Consider the following 24,250-nt stretch of genomic DNA (forward strand, 5'->3'; position numbering starts at 1 on the left):
GTTGCGGGAAGGCGGCAAACGAAATAATCCCGATAAACTTACATCAGTAAGTGATTCGGGTTATTGAGAGTAGCCAACGCACATGCGGCTTGAAGTATGACGGGTATAAAGTCACCGATTCTTGCAAGGAACCTGCATGGCTAAGGCCAAACTAAAATTCCGACTGCACCGTACGGCTATTGTGCTGATTTGCTTGGCATTATTAGTCTTGCTGATGCAAGGTGCATCCTATTTCAGCCTCAGTCATCAACTCGCTCGTTCGGAACAAGTTGAAGAGCTGGCGAAAACACTGGCAAAACAAGTCACTTTCAGCCTCGCCCCCATCATGGACAGTGGGGATGATGATATCGACAGCCAAAAAGTTGACGAAATTCTCCAGCAACTGACGCAATCAAGCCGCGTATTGGATGCCAGTGTATATCAAATTGACGGAACGCTGGTCGCCAGCGCTGGAGAGAACGTAAAAGTACGTGATCGACTGGCTTTGGATGGTAAACGCCCCGGCAGCTATTTCAACCACCAGATTGTCGAGCTGATCCCCGGGAAAAGCGGGCCAAGCGGCTTTCTGCGTATGACGCTGGACACCCATGTGCTGGCGACGGAATCCAAGCAAGTGGATAATACCACCAATTTGCTGCGCTTGATGATTCTCGTCGCACTGGCGGTGGGGATCATTCTGGCTCGCACTCTGCTGCAAGGTCGCCGCAGCCGTTGGCAGCAATCACCTTATCTGCTCACCGCCAATACGCCGGTCAAAGAAGATGAGGATGAAACACCTGAGACACCTGAGACACCTGCCAGTCAGGCAGATGCAGATAAAAAGACGGGCGATAAATAATACTGCGGATAGATATTATGCCATGCGCTCAATTAGCGTGGTGAGAGAAAGCAGTTTTCCCTGCATCTGTCGGGCAATAAGTTTGAATTCATTACTGATGTTCGAGTGATCTATCACCTGTTGCCAGAATATATTTGCCAGTTGCTGTGCGCGTTGCCAGTGCAGCTTGCTGATATCAGCAGATAAAGAGATTTCCGGCACGTTGTGGCGCATATTCCCCGTACTCGTCGGGGCAAATGCCATTGGCAGCATATCGTAAACTGGCGCTAATGATAGTGGTGTGTTCTCAGGATGCAGAAAGGAAAGGTTACCTTGGTGCATATCGGTATTGGCGATTAATTTACCAAATGCCCAGATAACGTTGACCTGCTCTAATGCCGGCGCGGCCAGTAATCCTTTATCGACTAATTGTTGGCAAACTTGTGGCCAACTGGCAACTGGGTTGCCAACAAATTCGGCATTAACCGCCTCTAAAGAAACTATCCCTAAACGGCCACGCTGCCCGCAGCGATCAAATCGCTCTACCTCAAGGAATATTTGCCTACCAACCCCCTGTAAAACCTGACTTGTGGCCGCTTTATAACCCCTATCATTCAAGGTGTTAAGTGCAAGCGACTCAGATATCAGTAGGTCACCCCAGCGCCGACTATTGGCGTTTTGTGAAGAGGCAGAAAATTTGACAATAACATAAGACGAAGGCCGATCCAGATACCCTGCATAACAAGTAAATTTCGGTTGTTCGCCGCCCGCAGAAGAACCGACCATTTCACCCGCCAGAGCCTTTTGAGAAAGTTCTGCATAACGAGATAACTTATCTACCGGATCGATAGGTATCGCATCAGGTGCTGCTAACCAATGTTGATAACTTTGTTGTCCAATCAATATATTGCCATTCATATCATCGGCCTGACGTGACAGTGCTAATAAGATATGGTCTTCATTCCACAAACGAACGTCATCGGTGAGCTGTAACTTACCTGCAACTGACTTCCCCCAAATCCGCCCGAGAAACCCCTGAGGCCGCATATCAGTCAAATACCACGGCAAGCTATCAAATAGCTGCCATGTATCAGATGCCAGTTGATGTACACAGCACACTTCAGCCGGATGGATAGGATAGAGCATCGCGAAATGGGTTACATGACCCTGTTCATCGATACGATATAGCGGAAATGCATGCTCTCTGGCACTATCTCCAGCAATGTACCGCCGCAAGGCATATTGGGTTGCTTTACCTTTACCTATTTTCAGCACCCTCTCTTTTAACCTGCTTAATTGCCGGGAAACAGTGGGTTGACTGATTGCCATAGCTTGCGCCAGATAGCTCGCGGTCGCCGGGTTTTGGCGTAATAACGTTTCCAGAGAGAGCATGTGAATAGATTCATGAATAGAATGATGAATAGATTTATAGCGCTAATTATCTGATGTGTAAAGAAACCTATTTTTTCTGGCAGATTTTATGAATAGATTCAGCGGCAGAAATCGCTGCCGCTGAATAGAGGGAAGCAGAGACGGGATTACTTCTGATCGCCCAACAACACCGATTCTAATGCAATTTCAATCATGTCATTGAAGGTGGTCTGGCGCTCCGCAGCGGTGGTTTGCTCACCGGTACGGATATGGTCAGAAACAGTGCAGATGGTCAGGGCTTTAGCACCGAACTCCGCGGCAACGCCGTAGATACCGGCCGCTTCCATTTCCACGCCCAGAATGCCGTATTTTTCCATCACATCAAACATTTGCGGGTCTGGCGTGTAGAACAGGTCAGCAGAGAAGAGGTTACCTACACGGACGTCGATACCTTTCGCTTTTGCCGCATCCACTGCATTGCGGGTCATTTCAAAGTCAGCAATCGCTGCATAGTCGTGATCTTTAAAGCGCATACGGTTTACTTTGGAGTCGGTACAAGCCCCCATGCCGATCACCACATCACGCAGTTTCACATCGGCGCGAACCGCACCACATGAACCGACACGAATGATTTTTTTCACGCCAAAATCAGTGATCAGTTCTTTGGCGTAAATGGAGCAGGACGGGATACCCATACCGTGGCCCATTACAGAGATTTTGCGGCCTTTATAAGTACCGGTGAAGCCCAACATGCCACGCACATTGTTCACTTCGCGCACGTCTTGCAGGAAGGTTTCGGCGATAAATTTCGCACGCAGTGGATCCCCTGGCATTAATACAACGTCAGCGAAATCACCCATTTCAGCATTAATATGTGGCGTTGCCATAATCACTTTCCTTAAAAATCAGAGAATTAAAATTTATATTACTGAGCTGTTTTTAAGTTTGAACTACTTTGCACAGTTCAGAGAAAATCAGCCATCGCCAGCGTAGATGAGCACCGACAGTTTGGGCACGGCCAGCGCACAGCCCCCGGAGCGTACACGCAGTACGTGAGGAGGGCGAGCACTGCCCGGGTTCAAAATGGCACGCTCAGCTTAGCTGAATGACTTAAAGCATATTCTTACCGTAATCCATTGGGGATAGATTGAAATATGTCGCTACCGTCTGCCCAATATCAGCAAAGGTCTCACGATGCCCCAGCGATCCCGGTTTGACTTTCGGGCCGTAAACCAAGACCGGAATGTGCTCACGGGTATGGTCAGTGCCCGGCCAGGTTGGGTCACAACCGTGGTCAGCCGTCAGGATCATGATGTCATCCTCTTTTACCAGCGCCATCAACTCAGGCAGGCGGCGGTCGAACAGTTCCAATGCAGCAGCATAACCAGCAACGTCGCGACGGTGACCGTAAGAAGAGTCAAAATCCACAAAGTTAGTGAACACGATAGTGTTATCACCGGCTTTCTTCATTTCTTCTATCGTGGCATCAAATAGCGCATCCAGACCGGTGGCTTTCACTTTCTGAGTGATACCCACATGCGCATAGATATCGGCGATTTTACCGATAGAAACCACTTCCCCCCCCTTCTCATCCACCAGTTTTTTCAACATGGTTGGCGCTGGCGGTTCAACGGCCAGATCATGGCGGTTACCGGTGCGTTGGAAGTTACCCGGCTTGTCACCAATAAACGGACGCGCAATCACACGGCCAATATTGTAGCCACCTTCGGTCAGTTCTTCGCGGGCAATTTCACACAGCTCATACAAGCGATCCAGGCCAAAAGTTTCTTCGTGGCAGGCAATCTGGAACACCGAGTCCGCCGAGGTATAGAAAATCGGTTTGCCGGTTTTCATATGCTCTTCACCCAATTGGTCAAGGATAACGGTCCCACTTGAGTGACAGTTACCCAGATAACCCGGCAGGTTGGCCCGTTTTACCAGTTTATCCAACAGTTCCTGTGGGAAACTGTTTTCGACATCACTGAAGTAACCCCAGTCAAACAGCACCGGCACCCCCGCAATCTCCCAGTGGCCTGACGGTGTATCTTTACCGGAGGATAACTCACTGGCATAACCATAGGCACCAATGATGTCTGCATTCTTATCCAGCCCAACTGGGAATTTACCGGTGGACTCTTCGGCAGCTTTACCCAACCCTAAACGACTCAAGTTTGGCAGCGTCAATGGGCCACTACGACCAACGTTAGCTTCACCACGGGCGCAGACCTCAGCAATGTGGCCCAGTGTATCGGCCCCTTGGTCACCAAATTTGTTAGCATCGGCGCTGGCACCAATACCAAATGAGTCCAATACCATAATAAATGTACGTTTCATTATTTTCTCCTGCGTGGGTTCACGCTCTGGGGCAGCTACGTTCATTTGCTCCCCCATGTAATTAATCTGTTTTTGCTAACATTTGCCTCGAAAGCAAATAGCGTCAATAACAAAAGTATGGCGTTTATTCAGTAATACGGCGATAGATAACCGGTGTTTCTTCCGGCGCTTTGTCACCCAAGGTGATCGCCGCACGTAGTGCGTCTGCTGCCTGCTGCCAGTCGTCTTCGTTATTGGCATGAATCACCGCTAATGGCTGCTGGCCATCAACACCAGTCCCCAGACGTGCCATTTCAGTGATACCAACACTGTAATCAATAGGATCAGTTGCCCGCCGACGACCACCGCCGAGGGAAACCACCGCCATACCCAGCGCACGGGTATCCATCGCGGTAACAATGCCGGCTCGTTCAGCAAAGACCGGTTTGCTCAGCGTGGCTATCGGCAGGTAGCTGTCATAGCGCTCAACGAAATCACTTGGGCCTTTTTGCGCCGCCACCATGCGACCAAAGAGTTCTGCTGCTTTACCGTTATCCAGCACCGCCTGTAACTTGGATCTGGCGTCAGCATCATCTTGCGCCAAACCACCGGATAACAGCATCTCAACGCACAGCGCCATCGTCACTTCTAACAAGCGTGGATTACGATATTCACCCGTCAGGAAGCGCACCGCTTCGCGCACTTCAACCGCATTACCGGCGCTGGAAGCCAACACCTGATTCATATCAGTCAATAGTGCCGTCGTTTTACAACCCGCGCCGTTAGCCACACTGACAATGGCCTGTGCTAAATCGGCAGATAGTTGATATGTCGGCATAAAAGCACCAGAACCCACCTTCACATCCATCACCAACGCATCCAGCCCCTCAGCCAGTTTCTTCGCCAAAATAGAAGCGGTAATCAGTGGAATGGAATCTACAGTGGCGGTGATATCACGGGTAGCGTAGAAACGTTTATCTGCCGGTGCTAATGAGCTGGTTTGACCAATGATGGCGACACCGACGTCCTGAATGATTTTACGGAACGCATTATCATCGGGGAAAATATCAAAACCGGGTATAGCTTCCAGTTTGTCCAAGGTTCCGCCGGTATGGCCCAAGCCACGGCCAGAAATCATCGGCACATAGCCACCACAGGCTGCGACCATCGGGCCAAGCATCAGTGATGTCACATCACCCACGCCACCGGTAGAGTGTTTATCCACGATGGGGCCGTTTAGATTAAGGCTCTGCCAGTTGAGCACCGTGCCAGAATCACGCATTGCCATAGTAAGTGCCACGCGCTCCGGCATGCTCATGTCATGGAAATAGATGGTCATCGCCAAAGCAGCAATCTGCCCTTCGGAAACCACATTGTCGCGGATCCCATTGATAAAGAAACGAATCTCTTCTTCGCTCAGTGGCTGACCGTCGCGTTTTTTACGGATAATTTCTTGTGCCAGAAACACAGCATCCCCCTGACCTAAATAAGGATAAAAGCCGCACGGCAGGCTAGTCGCCCGCAGCGCATCGGCTAAACTCAATGATTGCGATAATGATTAGTAACCGCTACTTTTGCTATCACTCTGATGGCCCAGCGTGGTTAATAAGCTGGCTAACAGACTGGATGCGCCAAAGCGGAAGTGGCGGGCGTCGGCCCAACCCTCACCCATCAATTGATCGGCCAGTTGCAGGAATTGCGCGGCATCTTCGGCAGTACGTACTCCGCCCGCTGGCTTAAAGCCGACGGTTTTACCCACACCTAAATCACGGATAGTGCTCATCATAATACCCGCACTTTCCAATGTGGCATTGACCGGCACTTTACCGGTGGAGGTTTTGATGAAGTCCGCGCCAGCTTTAATAGCAATTTCAGAGGCTTGACGGATCAAGTGCTCTTGCTTTAACTCACCGGTCTCTATGATTACTTTCAGTAATACATTCGCGGCAGCGCAGGCTTCTTTGCACTCTTTTACTAATTCGAAGCCGACCTTATCATTACCCGCCATTAAGGCGCGGTAAGGGAAAACCACATCCACTTCATCAGCACCATAGGCAATGGCGGCACGGGTTTCGGCCAGTGCAATAGCAATATCATCATTGCCATGTGGGAAGTTGGTCACTGTCGCAATACGGATTTCAGGGGTACCCTGCTCGCGCAACGTTTTACGCGCAATAGGAATAAAGCGGGGATAAATACAGATTGCCGCCGTGTTACCGGCAGGGCTTTTTGCCTGATGACACAACGCGATAACCTTATCGTCGGTATCGTCGTCATTCAGGGTGGTTAAATCCATCAAACTCAGTGCGCGTTTGGCATAATCGTTCAGATTCGCGCAGGCGGTTAAATCGGTCATAAAACTCTCCAACACTATTTCAGCCCCAGCACTTTGCCAGAACTGAGCATCTATTTATGAGCGGACAAAGAGACCGTACCGGTACCTTTGGTGATTAAAAGCCCCTCTCAAGAGGCGTAATTGTTGCCACCGGGCAAATAAAATCGCCCTAATGAGAGGGTTCTAAGCTCAATACGTTGGCGAGCGGACTTGGTTCCTTGAAGATAGCCCCTATGGGTGGCAATTGAGATCCATCTCACCGCACTAACTACTTGGTCATTGCATACATCACTGATGCAATGCGACGACATACAGGCTTTAGGCTTTCAATCCGAAAACCAATAATACTATTTGAACACGTTACCGATGCCTTGGGTGTGCTCAATTTCACACTAATCAATAGTAACTTGTAACGAGACGGAATTATATGTGATTAAAGTCACAAAATAACCTAATTTATAGCTTTCTGACCACGATACGCTCACTCGCTTCAAGAATAGCCTATGGGCAGGAATACGCAGTATTGTAGGCCTGAACCATAAAAAATTAAGCGTCAGCGGCGCAGACAGTTTGGGTGCGGACAGCGCGCAGGGACTGGAGCGTACACGAAGTAGGTGACAGGTCCCGAGCACTGCCCAATCCCAAAATGGCAAGTCAAGCTAGCCTAATTATAATGCCAGGAAGAAACCGGCGATCGTCGCACTCATCAGATTCGACAATGTGCCTGCTGCTACCGCTTTCAGGCCGAAACGCGCGATATCGTGACGGCGGTTTGGGGCCATGCTACCCAAGCCACCCAATAAGATGGCAACAGATGACAAGTTGGCAAAACCACACAGCGCGAAGGAAATAATAGCCTTAGTGTGCTCGGAAAGAACCTGTAAACCCGCGGCTTTGACTAACTCTTCTGCCTGGAGATACTGACCGAAATTCATAAATGCTACGAATTCGTTAACGATAATCTTCTGGCCGATAAATGAACCAGCCACCATCGCTTCACTCCATGGGATGCCTATCAAGTAAGCAATCGGCGAGAATACCCAACCCAGAATCAACTCTAGCGAAAGTTGTGGATAATCAAACCAGCCACCAATCCCACCCAGAATACCATTGAGCAGAGCAATCAAGGCGATAAAGGCCAGCAGCATTGCCCCTACATTCAATGCCAGTTGCATGCCGGAAGCCGCGCCAGATGCCGCTGCATCAATAACGTTAGCCGGGCGTTCATCTTCAGCAATCAAGGTTGTAGCATCAACGTTATCGTGCGTTTTTTCGGTTTCTGGCACCATCAGTTTAGCAAACAGTAACCCACCCGGTGCTGCCATAAAGGAAGCAGCAATCAGATATTCCAATGGTACCCCCATTTGCGCATAACCAGCCAATACTGAACCGGCAACGGAAGCTAAACCGCCGCACATTACTGCAAACAGTTCAGATTGGGTCATGGTGGCAATATAAGGGCGCACCACTAACGGCGCTTCAGTTTGGCCAACAAAGATATTAGCTGTGGCAGAAAGGGATTCAGTACGTGAAGTGCCCAGCAACTTTTGCAAACCACCGCCCAATACCTTAATAACGATTTGCATGATGCCAAGGTAATACAGAACGGCAATCAATGATGAGAAGAATACAATTACTGGTAATACTCGCAGGGCGAATACAAAGCCGCCACCACCAAAAACTTCAAACATTTTGTCAGAAACCAAACCGCCAAAAATAAATGAAATCCCCTCATTACCGTAGGCGATAACGTTAGCGACTCCTTCTGACATACCGCCCAGAATGCGGCGCCCGATGGGCACATATAATACCAGCGCACCAATAGCGATCTGGATAATAAATGCACCAACAACAGTGCGGATATTAATCGCCCTATAATTACTTGAAAGAAGTACGGCTATTAATATCAGTACTGCCATTCCAACCAGACTCATTAGCATGTCGCTATCCCTAATAGTGAAATCATTAATTAAATTGAAATAATTTTCGGGGGATTATACCGACATGAAGGCGCTATCAAATAATCTCTGTCACAAATAAACACAACTAAAAGCAACCGAATCAACGTAAGTGTGACGATGGTCACATTAAAAAGCGAAAATAAAGAGATCACACAAATTATTAGTATGGTTTGTATATTCCCGGAGGTGATTTAAAGTGGGCAGCTATCGGCGGGCGGTAATCGGAACAAACGTTGACTATTCGCTAACAACTGGCTGGCAATCTGTTGTGGCGCTTCAGAGCGTAGCTGACACAACACGCTGAACACATCAGCAGCCCGCTCGGGCCGGTTTGGCTGCCCCTGAAAACCGGCTAACGGCATATCTGGCGCGTCGGTTTCCAGCAGTAATGCGGAAAGAGGCAATGCGGCCATGACACTCCGGGTTTTCTGTGCCCGCACATAAGTAATGGTCCCACCCACACCAATATAATAACCCAAGCGAATAAATGCCTGCGCCTGCGCCAGGCTACCGGCGAAACCATGTACAACACCGGTGCGCGGCAACGCCGTTTTACGCAGCACCGAGGCTAATTGGTCATGGGAACGGCGAGAATGCAGAATAACGGGGAGATCATGCTGTTTAGCCAGCTTAAGTTGGGCCTGCAATAGCGCCAACTGGCGTGGTAACTGCGGCTCATCCATATAAAGATCCAGGCCAATTTCCCCCACGGCCACCAGCTTGTGAGTTTTGTTCGCCAGATAGGATACCAGTGTCGCCAAATCGGCCTCTTGATGTTGAGCGATATAAAGTGGATGCATGCCGAGTGCGGCAAAAAGGGGTGGATAGTTCGCAGCCAAGGCTAAAATACGGGGAAAATAAGCAGCACCCACCGCAGGAACAATCAATTGCCTGACATTCGCCTGAGCCGCAGTGACTAAACTGGCCGCTTCAGCACCACTGAATGGAGGGAAATCAAAGTGACAGTGGGTATCGATAAAATAAGCTTTATCGCTAAGATTCACTATCTGCTCACTCACTTCTACCATTAGACGGTATCACCTTTGTTTTTTGCCACACTGGCAGGCAAAATTATCTCTACTGGCAAGGGCTTTCTATTGGTATTCGTCGGAATAATCAACCCATTGTCACTCACACTCATCTGAGCCGGTAGGCCATAGTGAGTGGCGGTCACTGAATCCGCTGGTGTAATGATATCCGGCGTTTGAGTAATATCAAATGAAGAGTCATCAGTATCAATTAGCTCTGCCATATCATCTGGTTGATTAATATCTTGTGGCTGAATGATACGACGTGAAAGTGAAATCGAGGTTTTCTCCCCATTGATTCCAGCCTGATCCCGTTGATCTTGCGGTAATAGCCAGTGCCCGACGGTAGCCAAAAAATAGCGACCACAACGGCGGCCTAAATGATAATCACGATTTAGTGCCGCGACCCGGCTCCCCAGTGCATTACTGGCAAGTGGCTTAGGCGGAAAAATTTCGAAAATACGCAGGTCACCGGGCGGCTTTTCAATAAATTGCTGAATACGGTGATAGCTCTGCTCATGTTGCTGCATAATCCGCACCAGTTGTTGCAAACTGCTTTCACTCAGCCAATGTTCCATCCGCTTCATCCATTGCGGCGTGTAATAGGCCTGCGACGGTACAGTCCGAATCACCACAATAGTATCAGCGCCACGGCGGTAGGCTTCCTCCACCGGGATGGCATCACTGATGCCACCATCCTGATAACTGATCCCCCCCAAATCTACCCCCTGACGGTATAAACCAGGGATAGCACTGGACGCTTTAATGGTCGGCAGCCAGCTTTCTCGAGTGGGGGAAATATAGGTGGGTTCAAAATCATCACTACGGCAGGCACACATTAAGAATTCACGGCCATTGCGTAAATGCTCTTCAGCATGATCCATGGCCAGAGGCAACTGCTGGGATGTGATATCCACCAACCAGTCGAGATCAATTAAGTGGCCACCACGCACAAAACGTAATGGGTTAAAGAAATTAGCGGTGGTGGTGTAGCGGGTTATGACGCGGCGAGCGTAACCGGGTTGACCGCAGATAAAGGCAGATAGATTTTGTGCACCGGCAGAGGTGCCAATCATCAGATCAAAAGGGTTAAAGCGGGCGCGTTGAAATTCATCCAGCACACCGGCTGTAAAAATTCCCCGCTGCCCGCCTCCCTCACAAACCAACGCCATTTTTCCGGGTTGGTATGGTTTATAGGCGAGTGGCTCAATATTACCGAGCGTGATAGGTATTCTGTATCCCACCATCTATCCTTAATTCGTTACAACAGGTGCCGAGGATACCCCGTCTTACCCTTTGCTGTAACCCTCTCGCCTGACTAAAGGCGCTTACGGCCTGTAAACAGACTGATGAGGAATAGGACAATACCCACTACGAAGACGACTTTTGCGGCCCAGGCTGCCGTACCGGCTAGCCCACCAAAACCTAATGCCGCAGCGATTAAAGCAATAATCAAAAATATAATGCCCCAGCGAAACATAAGCCTCTCCTTCCCGTTTTAAAAAATGGCTTTCTACCCGTCATACTTCAAGCCGCAGGAGTGTTAGCTGCACTCAATCACCCGAATCACTTACCAATGTAAGCTCATCGGTACTCACTCGCTTGCCGCCTTCCTGCAACTCGAATTATTTAGGGTATGTAAACTCGCGTTCAAAAATCACTCTTTAACAGTAGCGTATTTGACAGAAGTCGTATTATTTGGATTTGTGGATGAGTTATTTGGCTGACAAACTTATTAACGGGTATCCCGTGGGTTATTTTATTTCCCCACGAAATACCCATCAGCCGATAATAATTAAGGTTTGATGCTCAGATCATTTTTAACGCTTTTCACGCCATCAACGGCTTTAGCAATACTTTCAGCACGTTCGGACTGAGCTTTATTCTCAACACTACCTGATAACTGCACCACACCTTCGGTGGTTTCTACTTTCACTTTACGTGAGGGTACGATGTCATCAGCCAGCAATTTGGCTTTGATTGAACTGGTTGTTGCAGCATCGCCAGCATATTCACTGACTGATTGTGATTTCTGGTCTTTCACATGCAGCTTATCGCTGACAGATTTAACGCCTTCAACGTTTCCGGCAATTTCAACGGCAGTTTCAGCTTCAGCCTGAGAAGTCACAAAACCAGTCAGAGTGACCACACCATGGTTGGTTTCAACAGAGATATCAGTGCTTTTAAGAGATTTCTCTTCCAACAGAGCGCTTTTCACTTTAGCTGTTGCAGCGCTGTCACCCATGTAGTTATCGACTTTCTTCATGGAGCTATCGAGTTTCGCGCCGGTGCTGTCTACTACGTTGTTTGTCTTATTGAGCATGGTGTCTTCAGCGAACACGCTACCACTCATAAGTGCAGTACCTAAGACAATAGCCATCATTGAACGGGCAAATTTTGTATTTGTCATCGATTTCTTCCTTTGTCGTTATAAACCGTAAAGGGTTATGAAACTTAACTTGTTATAACACCCAAACTTACGGATTTTACGCCACCCAGAGAGGTGACCAGTTGATGAATACTTTACGATTACTACAGGTTATTTGACCTAAAATTGATGCACGTCAATCCTGCGTGTACCTATAAAGATAGAGCATCTCAGAATAAATACAGTCGGAATCGCCCTAAAGCCGGATTTTTATGATTAAGTAGGAGTTATCCTAAGGAGGAAATAGTGAAGACAATTAATGAATCGGGGTACCCTGTACCCCGATAGAGTGCGGCTTGGCGGGTGATTAATGTTCGCGAGTTTTACGGAAATTCACTTCCGGGTAACGTTCTTGCGTAATATTAAGATTTACCATCGTTGGGGCGATATAGCTCAAGTTATCACCACCATCTAATGCCAGATTAACCTCATTCTTACGTTTAAACTCTTCGAACTTCTTCACGTCATCACATTCAACCCAACGGGCAGTAGAGACGTTAACTGATTCATACACCGCTTCCACGTTGTATTCACTTTTCAGTCGTGAAGAGACCACTTCAAACTGTAGAACACCGACTGCGCCAACAATCAAATCGTTGTTGGTCAACGGGCGGAACACTTGCACCGCACCCTCTTCTGACAACTGAACCAGACCTTTTAGCAACTGCTTCTGTTTCAATGGATCACGCAGGCGAATGCGGCGGAACAATTCAGGGGCAAAGTTCGGTATGCCGGTGAACTTCATATCTTCACCCTGGGTGAAGGTATCGCCAATTTGAATGGTACCGTGGTTATGCAAGCCAATGATATCGCCAGCAAAAGCTTCTTCTACATGAGAACGGTCACCAGCCATAAAGGTCAGTGCGTCTGAAATTACTACGTCTTTCTTGGTTCGCACCTGACGCAGTTTCATCCCTTTCTCAAAACGGCCAGAAACCACCCGCATAAAGGCAACACGGTCACGGTGTTTCGGATCCATATTTGCCTGAATTTTGAAAACAAAACCGGTAAATTTGGGTTCAGCAGCAACCACTTCACGGGTATCGGTTTTACGTGGCATCGGGGCCGGAGCCCATTCAACCAAGCCATCCAACATATGATCGACGCCGAAGTTACCCAAAGCGGTACCGAAGAACACCGGCGTTAAGTCACCAGACAAGAAAGCATCATGCTCGAATTCATGAGAAGCCCCCTGTACCAGCTCCAGTTCCTGACGGAACTGTTTAGCCAAGTCCTCACCTACCGCTGCATCCAAGTCTGGGTTATTCAGCCCTTTGACGATGCGCACTTCCTGAATGGTGTGGCCTTTACCCGTCTGATAGAGATACGTTTCATCTTTATAAAGGTGGTAAACCCCTTTAAACAACTTACCGCAACCAATCGGCCAGGTGATTGGTGAACAAGCAATTTTCAGCTCACGTTCCACTTCATCCAGCACTTCCATCGGATCACGAATATCGCGGTCCAATTTGTTCATAAAAGTGAGGATTGGTGTATCACGCAGACGAGTTACTTCCATCAGCTTACGGGTTCGATCTTCAACCCCTTTTGCCGCGTCAATCACCATCAGACAGCAGTCCACGGCGGTCAGAGTACGGTAAGTGTCCTCGGAGAAGTCTTCATGCCCCGGGGTATCGAGTAAGTTAACCAGACAACCGCCATACGGAAATTGCATCACCGAGGTGGTGATGGAGATCCCGCGTTGCTTTTCCATTTCCATCCAGTCTGATTTGGCATGATGGCTTGAGCCACGGCCTTTTACCGTACCGGCGGTCTGAATTGCGTGTCCGAACAACAACACTTTTTCGGTAATGGTGGTTTTACCGGCATCGGGGTGGGAAATGATCGCGAAAGTACGTCTTTTCGCGACTTCCAGTGCGTATTCACTTGGAGACATAATTTGAGATTTCTACTTTTAAGCCGCCCTGCTCTGGGCCTCATATCCTATTGATATGCGGGTCAGGCAAAGCGAGGCATTGATTGTGGCGCTATACCCTGCTTATTGGAAATTGCAGCAGGCTTAGCGGCAACTCCTATCACGTCGGGTATAAGTGGCTATAGCGCGGTATTTTCTCTGATTTATGCGAGATAGACAATTTATTCAAGACAAACAGTCATTATTCACGACTGACAATCGGCAAAACGGGGCTATCCCATCGGCAGCGCCATCATAATGGCATCTTCACGCCCATCGGCACTTGGGTAATAGTTGCGCCGCACAGAAACCTCGTTAAAGCCTAAGCTCTCATAGAGGGCGATAGCCCGTGCGTTTGAAGCCCGCACCTCAAGCCAGAGAGTGACGATATCACGTGTTGCCAACTGCTCAATCAGATGTTCAAGCAGTAAACGGCCATACCCCTGTCGCTGATAGTGCGGATCGATGGCGATATTAAACAGCGTCGCTTCATCCAACACCATTTGGGTAATGGCGAAACCGACCATTTGTTGACTGACACTCAACTTAAAATTGAGATAGCGCTCCCCTTGGTTACTGACCAGGGTTTTTTCCGTCCACGGGAAAGCGTGGCTGGCTTGCTCAATTTTGTACGCTGTGGCCAGATCGGCTGGCGTCAGGATAGAAATCTGCTTCATGGTGACAAATCTGCTGCCAAAGTGCGCGCTTAGCGCTCGCGTCTTGATAAAGTCCGGCCAATGCCGGGCTGTGTAACTGCGCGCCAGCGACCGCAAGCGGTTCACTGATGCCCAATCGCCAACTGTTGCACTGCGTATCTTCCGGCAACATTGCAACCCTGTCCGGCGTCAGTGCATAAGCCTGACGCGGCGTGAGACCCAAGCTGTGCAACACATCACACAACAGGGGATCATCATATTCAGGAAGCAGGTGTGCCACAATCAGCAGTCGGGTATCTTCGGGTAAACGAACTGCGATTTCACCCTGCAAGACGGCCGGGCGGCGCAATGTCCACTGCGTAATGCCTAGCTGTTGTAACAGCAAGTCTCGTCTTGATGCCATGCCATTTCCTGTCAGAGCGACCCGTATTTCGACGCTATGCTAGCAAACCCATCGAACATGCGCCAACAAACCTCTATAATCCCCGATCATATTATTAAGGAGCCAAAGACTGATGTCAGCATTAACCCCAGCCAGTGAAGTGATACTGCGCCATAGTGATGAATTTATAGCCCGCCATGTGTTGTTTGCCGGTGATTTACAAGATGCGCTGCCAGCGCAGTTTGATGCAGCCGGGGTACGGGTTCATACCAATCAATATCACCACTGGCAATTACTGAGCAATACGCTGGAAGAGAATGTGCAATTCGGTCTTTTGGCCACTGCCGACATGGTGGCTAACTGCGATACGCTGGTTTATTACTGGCCGAAAAGCAAACAGGAAGCCCAGTTCCAATTGGCTAATCTCCTTTCGTTATTGCCTGTCGGCACCGATATTTTTGTGGTGGGTGAGAACCGTAGTGGCGTGCGCAGTGCAGAAGAAATGTTATCTGAATTTGCGCAGTTGACTAAAATCGACAGCGCCCGCCGTTGCGGTCTGTACCATGGCCGGTTGGATAAACAGCCGGAATTTGATGCCGATGCCTGGTGGGAAAGTTACCAGGTGGGCGATGTGACAGTTAAAACATTGCCTGGCGTATTCAGCCGTGACTCGCTGGACTCCGGCAGCCATCTGTTACTGTCTACGTTCAGTGAGCCATTTAAAGGCAATGTGCTGGATGTCGGCTGTGGTGCAGGTGTGCTGGCCTCTGTATTGGCGCAGCAATCACCTAAAATCAAATGGACCCTGAGTGATGTCTCTGCGGCCGCTATTGAAGCCAGCCGAGCAACATTAGCGGCGAATAACATCGACGCGCAGGTGATTGCCAGCAATGTCTATTCCGACATTAAAGGCCGCTTCGAGATGATTATTTCGAATCCACCGTTCCATGATGGTATTCAAACCAGCCTGACTGCGGCGGAATTGTTGATCCGCGGCGCAACAGCTCACCTGCATGTCGGTGGTAAATTGCGGATAGTGGCGAACTCCTTCCTGCCTTACCCTGCACTACTGGATGCGGCATTTGGCAGCCATGAAGTGCTGGCCCAGAATGGCCGTTTTAAGGTGTATCAGGCAACTGTCGGGCGTGCGCCACGAGACTCCAAGAAAAAACGTTAAAACTAGGCGTTAAGATGGGCCATCCCTTCCGCGCCGTAGCGTTCACCCGCTGCGGCATGGAACGGGAATACTGCATCCAGTGCTGCCAGCTCTTGCGGGCTGAGTGCCAGATCGAGTGCCGCCAGATTCTCTTCCAGATAAGCACGCCGTTTGGTCCCAGGGATTGGGACAATATATTTCCCCTGCGCCAATACCCAGGCCAGCGCCAGTTGAGAGGGTTTAACCCCTTTCGCGCGCGCCATTTCCACCACCGCATCGGCTAATACCAGATTCATGGCAAAATTATCCCCCTGAAAACGCGGGTTATGACGGCGAAAATCATCAGCAGCCAGATCTTCCGGGCGGCGTAACGCTCCGGTCAAAAAACCGCGCCCCAGAGGGCTATAAGCCACAAAACCCACACCTAACCGTTCGCAGGTCGCCAATACAGAGGATTCCACATCTCGTGTCCAAAGTGAGTATTCACTCTGTACTGCGGTAATTGGATGCACCTGATGGGCCTTCTCTAATGTTGCCGCTGAGACTTCACTCAAACCGATATGACGTATTTTACCGGCAGTGACCAAATCAGCCAGAGTGCCAATCACATCTTCAACCGGTACACTAGGGTCGCCACGATGCTGGTAATAAAGGTCAATAACATCAACACCCAACCGCTTCAGGCTACCGTCAACAGACTTACGAATATAATCAGGCTGGCTACTGACGCCCCGCACTGTCGGGTCAGTCGGATCACGTACAATACCAAATTTAGTGGCCAGAAAGACCTGATCACGTTTGCCTTTAATGGCGCGTCCAACCAACTCCTCATTGGTAAACGGGCCATACATGTCAGCGGTATCGAGTAAAGTCACCCCCAACTCCAGCGCGCGATGTAACGTCGCAATGGATTCATTCACGTCCTGATTGGTGGAGTAAAAGTCACTCATCCCCATGCAGCCAAGCCCCAGCGCTGAGACTAGCGGGCCATTCGAACCTAATTGACGTTGTTGCATTGTGATATTCCCCGTTAATGATGTCGGAAGAAAGTGTGGTTGTTTAGCGAGGAAAGATAAATAATGCAGATTGCTCATTACTGTTCAAAAAACACCAACAATGGACGAGTGCAATCATGGACCAAATACAAGCTATGCGGATATTTGTCCGTATTGTTGAATTAGGTAGCTTCAGTCGCGCGGCGGAGAAACTACAATTGCCCCGTGCAACGGTCAGCCATACCTTAAAACGGTTAGAGCAGCGCTTAGGCGTGCGTTTATTGGTGCGCACCACCCGGCAAGTGAATATCACCGCGGAAGGCACACTGTATTACCAGCGTTGCTTGCAATTACTGTCGGCGTTTGAAGAGGCTGACTCGCTGTTCAGCCATCAGCGGCTGCAACCGGAAGGGAAAGTACGCATTGATATGCCACATTCGCTAGCCCGCAATGTGGTTATCCCCGCACTAAATGACTTTTATCAGCGTTATCCCCATATCACGCTGATTCTCGGCGCGAATGACAGTACCATTGACCTGATGCGTGAAGGTGTCGATTGTGTTTTGCGTGCATGGCTGCCCCATGATGAACAATTAGCAGCACGTAATATTGGTCAGCAACCACAGATAACCTGTGCGTCACCAGCTTATCTCGCCAGATATGGTGTTCCACAGTCCCTCGACGACCTGGCCGGCCATCAAGCGGTGGGGTATTTCTCACAGATAGATGGCCGTGATTACCCATTAGAATTTGTTTATCAGGGGAAAGTTGAAAGCCGCACATTACCTGGTATCTTGAGTGTCAATGGTGCCGATGCTTATATCGCAGCCGGTGTCGCAGGCCTAGGATTGATTCAAGCTCCCACGCCAGGTATTCAGAGCCAATTAACCCAAGGCGAACTGATTGAGGTGTTGCCCCACTGTCCACCACCGGCCATGCCGCTGTTTATTATGTTCCCTGCGGGGCGTTTTCTTGCCCCTAGAGTAAGAGTGCTGATTGACTGGCTGATTGAACTGTTTTCCGATTATCCACAGTTATCACCAACACAACCAAGCGGGCGTTAAAAACTAAAAATACTTCTGTAATCAAATCAATTGCTCAACATATGATGCTTTTTACAGCAAACGTCCCGCTTAAGGGAAATAAGTATTGACCTGAACGCGAAAATCTCTAGAATTCGCCTCCGTAGTTGCTTTATAAAAGTGATGTTCCGGTACGCGATGGTGGCGGAATTGGTAGACGCGCTAGCTTCAGGTGTTAGTGTTCTTACGGACGTGAGGGTTCAAGTCCCTCCCTTCGCACCAAACATACTTTTCTTGGCGATTCGTAGTATATCCCCAAAGTAATTGGTATTGCAGGCAGCAAACAAACCCAGATAGGCTTACTCCGGTAAGTGATTGAGGTTTAATAGCCTGTGGCTTCAAGTACGAGGGGAGATTTATATTGCACAGCACATGCGATGGTGGCGGAATTGGTAGACGCGCTAGCTTCAGGTGTTAGTGTTCTTACGGACGTGAGGGTTCAAGTCCCTCCCTTCGCACCAAGCTGGTGATATAAATCCTAAGCTTTACTTTTTTAAGATATACCCAAAATAATTCGAATTGCAGAAAGGCGGCAAACGAGTGAACTCCCAAGAGCTTACACCAGTAAGTGACTGGGGTGAACAAAGGCAGCCAACGCACATGTAGTTTGAAGTATGACGGATATAGCAGTAAGAAATCATTTGGGCGATGGTGGCGGAATTGGTAGACGCGCTAGCTTCAGGTGTTAGTGTTCTTACGGACGTGAGGGTTCAAGTCCCTCCCTTCGCACCACAATGATTTCAAAAGCACAGTAATACCTCTCTTCTGGCAAGACCCCTTCCTAAAATACACGTAAATACCTGTAATACAGAAAATTCAGCCAATGCTATTGGGTTCAATGCATCCCACTGTGCATTAACACCGCCATCAGGCCACCCAACAGCGCCAGACATGATGGCAGCAATAAGAAATGCCGTAACCGCGCGTGATACAACATGCTAACCGTGGCTAGCATGGCGAGCACAATCAGGATACGTAACTGACCGACGGTGATATCAGCCCATCCCAAAACCGGCAGTAAAGCAAAAGGCAGCAATATCCCCCAACCACTAGACATACCACGGCTCAATAATCCACTGATCCCACACCAGCGATAAGCGGCTAATCTGGCTGTAATCATAACAACGGCCCCAATTGATAATGATAACTAATATCATATATCACTCTATCGTAGTCTGCACTATGAAGTTGTTAGCAGCGGACAGACAGCGACAACATCAAGTTAAGAAACATCATGATGACAGGCTGAAACAAAAATGGTAATTTTGGTTAAGAAAATTCCTAAAACGATACTAAAACGCTTCAAACAAAAATAATTACTAAGAAAAACTATTTATCGTGATGCCTAAATAATAGGGCTTCATGAGGATATTGTTTATTTGTCTACTGACAGCACGACATTATGCAGAGTGAATTGAATATGAATAGCCATTCCTACGATCAGCTTCTGAAAAGTAAGCATCGGCTCTCTTTACTGCTTTTTTTATTTCTTAATGCGTCGTCTTCTATTTTTAGTATGATATTACCGTCACCTGAAACGCCAGCAGTGACATTACCGATAGTACTGATCACGGTTATCAGCCTGAGCGCAGCAACTTATCTGATTTTTATTTCGAAGAATTATGCCAATAAACTGAATTTATTTTCAATAATCATGGGCGTGCTTTGGGCCTGGCAAATCATTCTTAAATACGAATATTTGGGTAATAATGAAAATAACTACTTACTACTCAGCCTGTTTACGATTTTCTTTATCAGCACCATAGCCCTGTCTGATAATTTCCTTGCTTTTTGTCTACACAGTGCACCAGCAGCATTAACCGTTATTTTACTCGACGATTTTCAAAATATTTTCCGTATTGTATTCACCATCATGCTGCCACTGATTGGTTTCTCCTTACATCATTTGATGCTACGTCGTAGTGATGACTTTACCCGAAAACTTGTCGCACGCCTTTATAATGAAAGGGAAAAATTCAGTGATTTAAGCATGATAGATCCCTTAACCAGTTTGTATAATCGCCGGGGTCTGGAGAATAAACTTGAAACACTACTGGCTCAGTCTCCCGGCAATCATTACGTATTGTTGCTCGATATCGACCATTTTAAAGCTTATAACGATAACTATGGTCACACGATGGGGGATCAAGCACTGGTACGTGTTGCGGCGGCTATCCGTGATGCTGTTCGTTCACGGGATATCGTGGTGCGCTACGGCGGCGAAGAGTTTTTAGTGTTACTGACTCATGTGAGTGAAGAGTATGCAAGCCAGCTGGCTGAGCGCGTGCGCCAACGGGTTTTAGGACTTGATATTCCACATGTTTTTAACCATAAAGTTTCTACAACCGTGACATTGAGCGCAGGTATTTCTCCTCTGCAAGCCTATGATCTGGCCTCCTCGCTTAAAGCCGCGGATGAAGCACTTTACCGGGCCAAAAAAGATGGCCGGAATAAAGTTGCCTTTGCCGGAGAGAAATTATCAAACGTTGAATCGTCACCTTGATTAAATGACGCGGTACAAACTCAATTATTATTTTCATCGATAATGGTTGAGTTTAATACTGCAATATTATATTTCACTTTCATTATGTTATTAAACCTTGTCATTGCATCTAAAAAAAATAAATCACTAGCTCATCTGCTGGCAGATAACATCTATTTAAGCGAATCATCCTTCCGCACAGTTGAACATAATTAGCGTTTAAAACTGTAAATTGCGCTATTACCCCCAGTTCAAATACCCATCCATCATCCAGGCAATGTTGCTCAATGTCTCAGGGTAATCTGGCCCATATTCGTATATCACAATACATGTACAATAATGATTATCATTTATAGAAAGAAAAGCCATGCAGGAAGAGTATTGCGAATCAGGGTCTGGGGCTTATCACTGTTTTTTACTATAACGGATTATTTTGTTGCTTTGCTAAACCGATTCTTCTACTTTTAGCAGCAAATAGGATTGAAGAAAACAGGGGTTTATCATGGAAAATACCATTTGGGTTTTAGGTGATGCTGTAATTGATTTAGTTCCTGAAAATTCAAATAATTACCTTAAGTGTCCAGGTGGCGCACCTGCCAATGTGGCGGTCGGCATCGCCCGATTGGGCGGTAAAAGTGCCTTTATTGGCCGGGTTGGGCAAGACAGTTTTGGTCGTTTTATGCAGCAGATATTACAACAGGAAAACGTCGATACCCACGCGATGACACAGGATCCGCTGCACCATACCTCTACAGTTGTGGTGGATTTAGATGAGCATGGCGAACGCACTTTTACATTTATGGTGACACCGAGTGCCGATCTATTCTTACAACCAGATGATTTACCTGAATTTAAAAACAATCAGTGGCTGCATTTGTGCTCTATTGCCTTAAGCCAAGAGCCGAGCCGTAGTGCCGCCTTTGAGGCGATGCGCCGTATGAAAGCCGACGGTGGTTGGGTCAGCTTTGATCCCAATATCCGTGCCGATATCTGGCGCGAACCACAAGCGTTGCTCCCCTGTCTGCAACAGGCGCTGTTATTGGCCGATGTAGTGAAACTGTCGTTGGAAGAACTGAACTTTATCTGCCCAGATCAGGATATTGCTGGCGCAATGGAACAGTTGATGGCCGACTATTGCTGCAAATTGCTACTGGTAACACTGGGTGCCAATGGCGTTTGGGTGCATAACCGCCATCGTCTGCAAAAATACCCGAGTAGGAAAATCACCCCAATAGACACGACTGGCGCGGGTGATGCCTTTGTCGCTGGGTTGCTGACAGCATTGGCACGGCTACCAAATTGGCATTTAGGTGCAGATCTCACCGCCGCCATCGATCAGGCGCAAGCCTGTGGTGCTTTAGCCACCAGCGCTAAAGGAGCAATGACTGCGTTACCTAATGCTCAACAGCTGCGGCATTTTCTTCAACCCGACCACTAACTGCATAAATCCTCTTCCGCATAAACCATTTAGGATGTCGCCTTTGACAGGCAGGCATCCGTCCCTCTTCCTACCTGTCACTCTTTTTGCTAAACACCCAGCATGTTAGCGCCTGCTACATGCATTATCGCGCGCACCCTCTTCCTGCTCATCGCCTTATTCGTCTCAAAAAGTCATGCACTTTGCAGTCTGGATCACAATAGCTGAATCGGGTTAGCAAAATGTTTTGCTAATCCCAAAGGATCCCCCTTATGTTAGCCATGAAAAACCGGTTTAGCTGTTTAGCATAAATACAATCAATCACATACCGAGTGATATAAAATGATGATAAAACCAAGCTATCTTGCTGTATCAATAGGACTTATCCTTTCTTGTGCAGCGACAACCACCTCTGCAGCCTCACCCTCGTCTTCCTCAAACATGGATATTGAAGCCCGCCTCAATGCGTTGGAGCAACGATTGCAACAAGCGGAACAGCGGGCAAAAAATGCAGAAACACGCGCCGAAATTGCCGAAAAACAGGCACAAAAGCTGGAAACTCGAACGCGTCAGGCAGAAGAAAAGACCGTTCAGGTGGCTAAGCGCACAGATAAACTGGAAAGCAAAACACAGGATGGCAACGGTTTTGAGTTTCATGGTTATGCCCGTTCCGGCCTGCTAATGAACGACTCTGGCACCGGCACCCAAGGTGGCCCGTATGTTACGCCAGCCGGCAGTACCGGAGGGGCAGTTGGCCGCTTGGGTAATGAGACAGAAACTTATGTTGAAGTCAATTTGGAGAAAAAGCAGAAGCTGGATAACGGTGCCACCACCCGCTATAAAGTGATGCTGGCTGATGGTCAGCGCAGCTATAACGACTGGACAGCCGACAGCAGTGACCTCAATGTGCGCCAGGCATTTGTCGAACTTGGCACCCTGCCAACCTTTAACGGTATTTTTAAAGACAGTACATTGTGGGCCGGTAAACGTTTCGATCGCGATAACTTCGATATTCACTGGCTGGATTCCGACGTGGTATTCCTTGCCGGTACCGGTGGCGGTATTTATGACATCAAATGGACCGATAACCTGAAGAGTAACTTCTCGTTATATGGCCGTAATTATGGTGAGATCGAGAATATTAATAGCGATATCCAAAGCTATATTTTCACTGCCAATAACTATAGCGGCCCCTTCCAGTGGATGGTGAGCGGGTTGCGCGCCAAAGATAATGAGGCGCGCCAAAATAGCGGTGAAGCCGTTAATACTAATGCCACAGATAAAGGTATTCACAGCATGTTGGCCTATCACGGTGACAGCTTCTATGGGCTACGTGATGGTACGTCAAAAACCGCGCTGCTGTACGGCCATGGTTTAGGGGCTGAAGTAAAATCTATCGGGTCCGATGGCAACTTAACCAGCAGCGCAGATACCTGGCGTTTGGCGACTTACGGCACCACCGCATTAAGTAAAAACTGGAGTCTAGCCCCAGCAATATTGGCGCAACAAAGTAAGGATCGTTATGTCTCGGGCGATAGCTATAAGTGGATAACATTCAACACCCGCCTGATTCAGGAAATCACCGAGAACTTTGCATTAGCTTATGAAGGTAGTTATCAGTACATGAATCTGGATCCGCAGGGCTATAAGGATTATCACAAAGTCAGTGGCGGTTTCTATAAATTGACCTTCGCCCCAACCTTTAAAGCCGGTGATATCAGCAACTTCTTCAGCCGGCCAGAAATTCGGGTGTTCGCCACCTATATGGATTGGAGCCAAGATCTGGATAACTACGCCAAGGATGATTCCTTCGGTAAAGATGGTTTTGCTGCCGGCGGACAATGGAACTTTGGTATCCAAATGGAAACCTGGTTCTAACTATTACGCACCGCGGTAATCACGACGAATACCG

Annotated in this window: 21 protein-coding genes and 3 tRNA genes; 9 read left to right on the forward strand and 15 right to left on the reverse strand. The window is 48.2% G+C overall.

The window, feature by feature from the left end; translation table 11 throughout:
* Positions 1–136: 136 nt before the first annotated feature.
* Positions 137–838 (forward strand): YtjB family periplasmic protein, encoded by a 702-nt coding sequence (locus tag V1953_RS18090; protein WP_083160681.1) that lies wholly within the window; start codon positions 137–139, stop codon positions 836–838.
* A gap of 15 nt (positions 839–853) precedes the next feature.
* Here the strand turns inward: V1953_RS18090 and yjjJ are convergent, their stop codons facing one another.
* The 13 genes from yjjJ to V1953_RS18155 all read right to left on the reverse strand — a co-directional run bounded on the left by yjjJ (position 854) and on the right by V1953_RS18155 (position 15,227).
* Entirely contained in the window at positions 854–2,227 is a 1,374-nt protein-coding gene (gene yjjJ, locus V1953_RS18095; RefSeq protein ID WP_442851340.1) for a type II toxin-antitoxin system HipA family toxin YjjJ, read from the reverse strand.
* Between the two features lie 128 nt (positions 2,228–2,355).
* A complete protein-coding gene (gene deoD / locus V1953_RS18100; protein ID WP_083160686.1) occupies positions 2,356–3,075 on the reverse strand; it encodes a purine-nucleoside phosphorylase in 720 nt (239 codons plus the stop codon).
* A 223-nt stretch (positions 3,076–3,298) separates the two neighbouring features.
* Entirely contained in the window at positions 3,299–4,522 is a 1,224-nt protein-coding gene (deoB, locus tag V1953_RS18105) for a phosphopentomutase (RefSeq protein WP_042568600.1), read from the reverse strand.
* 124 nt (positions 4,523–4,646) lie between these two features.
* A complete protein-coding gene (gene deoA / locus V1953_RS18110) occupies positions 4,647–5,969 on the reverse strand; it encodes a thymidine phosphorylase (protein ID WP_442851184.1) in 1,323 nt (440 codons plus the stop codon).
* A 90-nt stretch (positions 5,970–6,059) separates the two neighbouring features.
* A complete protein-coding gene (deoC, locus tag V1953_RS18115) occupies positions 6,060–6,857 on the reverse strand; it encodes a deoxyribose-phosphate aldolase (protein WP_050072495.1) in 798 nt (265 codons plus the stop codon).
* A gap of 647 nt (positions 6,858–7,504) precedes the next feature.
* A complete protein-coding gene (locus tag V1953_RS18120; RefSeq protein WP_372557945.1) occupies positions 7,505–8,776 on the reverse strand; it encodes a NupC/NupG family nucleoside CNT transporter in 1,272 nt (423 codons plus the stop codon).
* A 212-nt stretch (positions 8,777–8,988) separates the two neighbouring features.
* Entirely contained in the window at positions 8,989–9,825 is an 837-nt protein-coding gene (locus V1953_RS18125) for a TatD family hydrolase (RefSeq protein ID WP_372568643.1), read from the reverse strand.
* Positions 9,825–11,072 carry a patatin-like phospholipase family protein gene (locus V1953_RS18130; protein ID WP_083160694.1) on the reverse strand — a complete coding sequence of 416 codons (1,248 nt, stop codon included), beginning with the start codon at positions 11,070–11,072 and terminating at the stop codon, positions 9,825–9,827. Before V1953_RS18130 ends, V1953_RS18125 begins: the two co-directional genes overlap by 1 nt.
* Positions 11,073–11,143: 71 nt before the next feature.
* Positions 11,144–11,305 (reverse strand): DUF1328 domain-containing protein, encoded by a 162-nt coding sequence (locus V1953_RS18135; protein ID WP_004876076.1) that lies wholly within the window; start codon positions 11,303–11,305, stop codon positions 11,144–11,146.
* 315 nt (positions 11,306–11,620) lie between these two features.
* Complete coding sequence (gene osmY / locus V1953_RS18140) at positions 11,621–12,235, reverse strand: molecular chaperone OsmY (protein WP_083160696.1); 615 nt, start codon at positions 12,233–12,235, stop codon at positions 11,621–11,623.
* A gap of 325 nt (positions 12,236–12,560) precedes the next feature.
* On the reverse strand, positions 12,561–14,150 hold the full coding sequence (gene prfC, locus V1953_RS18145) for a peptide chain release factor 3 (protein ID WP_005191790.1): 1,590 nt from the start codon (positions 14,148–14,150) through the stop codon (positions 12,561–12,563).
* Positions 14,151–14,401: 251 nt separating this feature from the next.
* Complete coding sequence (rimI, locus tag V1953_RS18150) at positions 14,402–14,845, reverse strand: ribosomal protein S18-alanine N-acetyltransferase (protein ID WP_083160698.1); 444 nt, start codon at positions 14,843–14,845, stop codon at positions 14,402–14,404.
* Positions 14,790–15,227, reverse strand: coding sequence for a DNA polymerase III subunit psi (locus V1953_RS18155; RefSeq protein ID WP_083160700.1), 438 nt, complete (start codon positions 15,225–15,227; stop codon positions 14,790–14,792). The genes rimI and V1953_RS18155 overlap by 56 nt, the downstream gene beginning before the upstream one ends.
* Positions 15,228–15,339: 112 nt before the next feature.
* On the opposite strand from V1953_RS18155, the gene rsmC reads away from it, so the two are divergent.
* A complete protein-coding gene (gene rsmC, locus V1953_RS18160) occupies positions 15,340–16,383 on the forward strand; it encodes a 16S rRNA (guanine(1207)-N(2))-methyltransferase RsmC (RefSeq protein WP_083160702.1) in 1,044 nt (347 codons plus the stop codon).
* A 2-nt stretch (positions 16,384–16,385) separates the two neighbouring features.
* Here the strand turns inward: rsmC and V1953_RS18165 are convergent, their stop codons facing one another.
* On the reverse strand, positions 16,386–17,378 hold the full coding sequence (locus tag V1953_RS18165; protein WP_442821281.1) for an aldo/keto reductase: 993 nt from the start codon (positions 17,376–17,378) through the stop codon (positions 16,386–16,388).
* A 116-nt stretch (positions 17,379–17,494) separates the two neighbouring features.
* Between V1953_RS18165 and V1953_RS18170 the strand changes: the two genes are divergently transcribed.
* The 4 genes from V1953_RS18170 to V1953_RS18185 all read left to right on the forward strand — a co-directional run bounded on the left by V1953_RS18170 (position 17,495) and on the right by V1953_RS18185 (position 19,171).
* Complete coding sequence (locus V1953_RS18170) at positions 17,495–18,421, forward strand: LysR family transcriptional regulator (RefSeq protein ID WP_372568641.1); 927 nt, start codon at positions 17,495–17,497, stop codon at positions 18,419–18,421.
* 153 nt (positions 18,422–18,574) lie between these two features.
* A tRNA-Leu gene (locus V1953_RS18175) sits at positions 18,575–18,661 on the forward strand.
* A 152-nt stretch (positions 18,662–18,813) separates the two neighbouring features.
* Positions 18,814–18,900 (forward strand) — tRNA-Leu (locus V1953_RS18180).
* Positions 18,901–19,084: 184 nt separating this feature from the next.
* A tRNA-Leu gene (locus tag V1953_RS18185) sits at positions 19,085–19,171 on the forward strand.
* 103 nt (positions 19,172–19,274) lie between these two features.
* Here V1953_RS18185 and V1953_RS18190 read toward each other — a convergent pair.
* On the reverse strand, positions 19,275–19,559 hold the full coding sequence (locus V1953_RS18190) for a DUF1435 domain-containing protein (RefSeq protein ID WP_193784732.1): 285 nt from the start codon (positions 19,557–19,559) through the stop codon (positions 19,275–19,277).
* A gap of 282 nt (positions 19,560–19,841) precedes the next feature.
* Between V1953_RS18190 and V1953_RS18195 the strand changes: the two genes are divergently transcribed.
* The 3 genes from V1953_RS18195 (at position 19,842) to V1953_RS18205 (ending at position 24,216) form a co-directional block, all read left to right on the forward strand.
* Entirely contained in the window at positions 19,842–20,942 is a 1,101-nt protein-coding gene (locus V1953_RS18195; protein WP_083160708.1) for a GGDEF domain-containing protein, read from the forward strand.
* A 481-nt stretch (positions 20,943–21,423) separates the two neighbouring features.
* Positions 21,424–22,359, forward strand: coding sequence for an aminoimidazole riboside kinase (locus V1953_RS18200; RefSeq protein WP_083160711.1), 936 nt, complete (start codon positions 21,424–21,426; stop codon positions 22,357–22,359).
* A 321-nt stretch (positions 22,360–22,680) separates the two neighbouring features.
* Positions 22,681–24,216 carry a carbohydrate porin gene (locus V1953_RS18205; protein WP_442851185.1) on the forward strand — a complete coding sequence of 512 codons (1,536 nt, stop codon included), beginning with the start codon at positions 22,681–22,683 and terminating at the stop codon, positions 24,214–24,216.
* Positions 24,217–24,250: the final 34 nt, after the last annotated feature.

Origin of the sequence: Yersinia sp. 2541 StPb PI (genome assembly GCF_052217145.1) — a bacterium.
Taxonomy (GTDB): Bacteria; Pseudomonadota; Gammaproteobacteria; order Enterobacterales; family Enterobacteriaceae; genus Yersinia; species Yersinia enterocolitica_E.

Excerpts from the sequence above, each read along its gene's own strand:
- V1953_RS18090 (WP_083160681.1), top strand. The coding sequence starts at position 137 with ATGGCTAAGGCCAAACTAAAATTCCGACTGCACCGTACGGCTATTGTG.
- deoD (WP_083160686.1), bottom strand. The coding sequence starts at position 3,075 with ATGGCAACGCCACATATTAATGCTGAAATGGGTGATTTCGCTGACGTT.
- deoB (WP_042568600.1), bottom strand. The coding sequence starts at position 4,522 with ATGAAACGTACATTTATTATGGTATTGGACTCATTTGGTATTGGTGCC.
- deoC (WP_050072495.1), bottom strand. The coding sequence starts at position 6,857 with ATGACCGATTTAACCGCCTGCGCGAATCTGAACGATTATGCCAAACGC.
- V1953_RS18120 (WP_372557945.1), bottom strand. The coding sequence starts at position 8,776 with ATGCTAATGAGTCTGGTTGGAATGGCAGTACTGATATTAATAGCCGTA.
- V1953_RS18125 (WP_372568643.1), bottom strand. The coding sequence starts at position 9,825 with ATGGTAGAAGTGAGTGAGCAGATAGTGAATCTTAGCGATAAAGCTTAT.
- V1953_RS18130 (WP_083160694.1), bottom strand. The coding sequence starts at position 11,072 with ATGGTGGGATACAGAATACCTATCACGCTCGGTAATATTGAGCCACTC.
- V1953_RS18135 (WP_004876076.1), bottom strand. The coding sequence starts at position 11,305 with ATGTTTCGCTGGGGCATTATATTTTTGATTATTGCTTTAATCGCTGCG.
- osmY (WP_083160696.1), bottom strand. The coding sequence starts at position 12,235 with ATGACAAATACAAAATTTGCCCGTTCAATGATGGCTATTGTCTTAGGT.
- prfC (WP_005191790.1), bottom strand. The coding sequence starts at position 14,150 with ATGTCTCCAAGTGAATACGCACTGGAAGTCGCGAAAAGACGTACTTTC.
- rimI (WP_083160698.1), bottom strand. The coding sequence starts at position 14,845 with ATGAAGCAGATTTCTATCCTGACGCCAGCCGATCTGGCCACAGCGTAC.
- V1953_RS18155 (WP_083160700.1), bottom strand. The coding sequence starts at position 15,227 with ATGGCATCAAGACGAGACTTGCTGTTACAACAGCTAGGCATTACGCAG.
- rsmC (WP_083160702.1), top strand. The coding sequence starts at position 15,340 with ATGTCAGCATTAACCCCAGCCAGTGAAGTGATACTGCGCCATAGTGAT.
- V1953_RS18165 (WP_442821281.1), bottom strand. The coding sequence starts at position 17,378 with ATGCAACAACGTCAATTAGGTTCGAATGGCCCGCTAGTCTCAGCGCTG.
- V1953_RS18170 (WP_372568641.1), top strand. The coding sequence starts at position 17,495 with ATGGACCAAATACAAGCTATGCGGATATTTGTCCGTATTGTTGAATTA.
- V1953_RS18190 (WP_193784732.1), bottom strand. The coding sequence starts at position 19,559 with ATGATTACAGCCAGATTAGCCGCTTATCGCTGGTGTGGGATCAGTGGA.
- V1953_RS18195 (WP_083160708.1), top strand. The coding sequence starts at position 19,842 with ATGCAGAGTGAATTGAATATGAATAGCCATTCCTACGATCAGCTTCTG.
- V1953_RS18200 (WP_083160711.1), top strand. The coding sequence starts at position 21,424 with ATGGAAAATACCATTTGGGTTTTAGGTGATGCTGTAATTGATTTAGTT.
- V1953_RS18205 (WP_442851185.1), top strand. The coding sequence starts at position 22,681 with ATGATGATAAAACCAAGCTATCTTGCTGTATCAATAGGACTTATCCTT.